This is a genomic window from Prevotella sp. TF12-30, assembly GCF_003436715.1.
GTDB lineage: Bacteria > Bacteroidota > Bacteroidia > Bacteroidales > Bacteroidaceae > Prevotella > Prevotella copri_A.
In genome coordinates this window covers 1-2,459 of record NZ_QSQJ01000090.1, presented here as the reverse complement: position 1 = coordinate 2,459, position 2,459 = coordinate 1, and the positions used below count along the sequence as shown (strand labels likewise).

Here is a 2,459-nt window from a genome sequence, read left to right as displayed (position 1 = left end):
TTTATTTTTCCAAGTGCAAATATAATAGAAAGGGCAGAAGCCCCTAGCCCAGGGCAGCGCCCTGGGTAATTACGGATGCAAACCTGTCGCCCTGTAAGGGCAAAAGCCTTAAAACTCCAGACTTATTCCGTATCTAAAAACTCCAAAAGCCTAGAAGAAAAAGTAATTGTTATTAGGGAAAATCTACGTTCAGCGACGTTGAACCGCCGTTCAAAAGCTTTGAACGTACATTCAACGACGTTGAACACACATTCAACGTCGCTGAACGAAGATTTTCCCTAATGATAAAAACATATTAATCGTGCAGTAAATACTATTTCCATTAGAAGAAGATATTACTCGCTTCATAGTTGTCTTACCTAGGCTTTTTTCAAAAACTTCCTTAAATGATATCCTTGGTTCCAACAAAAAGTGTTATTTTTGCATTCTATATAAGAAATATGCAACGATGAAAAGAAAGACAACTTATTATTTTCTGCAAATAGTTATCATAACCGTTTTGTTTCTGCTGGTTTCATGTGGCGGGAATCGTTTTGTGGATTCCAAGATGGCAAGTGCTGATAGTTTGATGGATGTCTGTCAGGATTCGGCACAAACAGCCTTAGCCATGCTTGATAGCCTGAAGGCGCAGAAGCCTGATATGAGTAAGGCTCAACAGATGCATTATGATCTGATTTATGCCAAGGCGATGAACAAGAGCTTTGTGGATTTTACCACAGATAGCGTGATGAAGCGGGTGGTTGCCTATTACGACAAGCACGGCTCTGTGAATGAGCGAATGCTGGCATATTATCTTTTAGGTTGCGTGTATCGGGATCTGCAGGATGCCCCTGCTTCTCTCGATAACTACAATAAGGCAGTGGAATTGGCTGATACCACGAGTGCTTCGTGTGATTATGCCTTGTTGGCTAGGATTCATGGCGCTATGGTAGTTTTGTATAACAAGGAATCTTCTCCTCTGATGTCGATAAAAGAAGCGAAGCTTGCTGCTAAATACGCTTGGATGGCTAAGGATACATTGGCAGCAGTAGTTGCTTATCGCAACCAGGTTGGCGGTTATTATGACTTGGGAAATTCGGATTCAGTCTTGAGTATTTCCCTCAATGCTCATCATTTCTGCATGAAAAACGCGCTGGGTTCAGAAATGTATCATGGTTTGAATGCTATCATAGATGTCTATATTAACAGGAAAGACTATAAGCGTGCTGGTTATTATATCCAGATGATGCGGCAAAAAGCAGATCAGTTTATTACCCCAAATCAGGTTCGTAGAGGTAGTGAACTCTTATATTATAATATAGGTAGATATTATTGCGGCATAGGCAAGGTGGATGAGGGAATTGGCTATTTCCGTAAGATACTTACGGCAGACCATATTACTTTTACACATAAAGAGGCGGCTTATGGAGGATTACATACTGCTTATCAGCTCAAGGGGATTCCTGATTCCATATCCAAGTATGCCCAGCTGTTTGTCAATGCCAATGATTCTTCCTATAGGCATAGCACTGTGGAGTCCATGTATAATATACAATCCATGTATGATTATCAGCATTACCAGCAGCGAGCTTTGAAAGCACAGACGGAGAATCAGCTGCTGTGGTTATCTATGGCTTTGGGCGTCGTTGTCTTGATTTTTGTTGCAGTTGTTGTCTTTTTATACATACGCAAGCAGATGAAGCGGAGAAAGGCTGTATTGGTTGGAATAAACGCAGACTATAATAAGGTGCTTGATGAGTATAAGCGTTCTGTTGCCGATTTGAAAATGATAGAAAATAATTTTGAACAGTATCGGCGGAAGAAAGAACAGGAAATCCAGCAGATGAATCTGGCTCTGAATTCTTTTCATCAGGTTGGTGAAAATGAGAACTGGATGACGGAGATTAGCTTGCTTGATAATGAACTGGTGAATCATTTCCATGCGCAGGCAAATGGAGTGAGTTGCAAGATCTCAGATAGTGAATGGGAAAAGTTGAAATCATTGGTCGAAAAGCAACAGCCTGATTTTATTCGCTTCATTTCTGCTCCGGACAAAGGATTAACAGACAGGGAATATCTTGTAGCCATATTGGTAAAACTACATTTCATCCCTTCTGAACTGTCTCTTTTATTGGGTGTCGGGTCGCAGCAAGTAACCAATATCCGTTCGAAAATCAACAGCAAGTTATTTGGTAAAAGCGGAGCCAAAACCCTTGATGCCAATATCTGGAGGATATAATTGCCATCAGTGTAAAAAATGTAATATGACATATAAAGCTTTCATTTCTAATATGTTATATTAGTTGAATTTCGTGATAAATGTAAAACGTGTAATCAAAAGATTCGCCTCATAACTTTATTTTTTATATCTTTGCCCCCAAAAATAATGAAGTTATGAGGCGAATCTTTTTTTATAGATGTATGTTAAATTCAAAATACAAAAAAATATGAGAAAATTATTTTTGTTATGCTTGATAATG

Annotated in this window: 1 protein-coding gene; it reads left to right on the top strand. The window is 39.2% G+C overall.

Annotated features, from left to right (window positions below; genetic code table 11):
* Positions 1-448: 448 nt before the first annotated feature.
* Positions 449-2,218 (top strand): hypothetical protein, encoded by a 1,770-nt coding sequence (locus DXD25_RS16080; RefSeq protein ID WP_117664366.1) that lies wholly within the window; start codon positions 449-451, stop codon positions 2,216-2,218.
* Positions 2,219-2,459 lie beyond the last annotated feature (241 nt).

Bases quoted from the DNA above. Each gene is read 5' to 3' on its own strand.
- DXD25_RS16080 (WP_117664366.1), top strand. From the start codon at position 449: ATGAAAAGAAAGACAACTTATTATTTTCTGCAAATAGTTATCATAACC.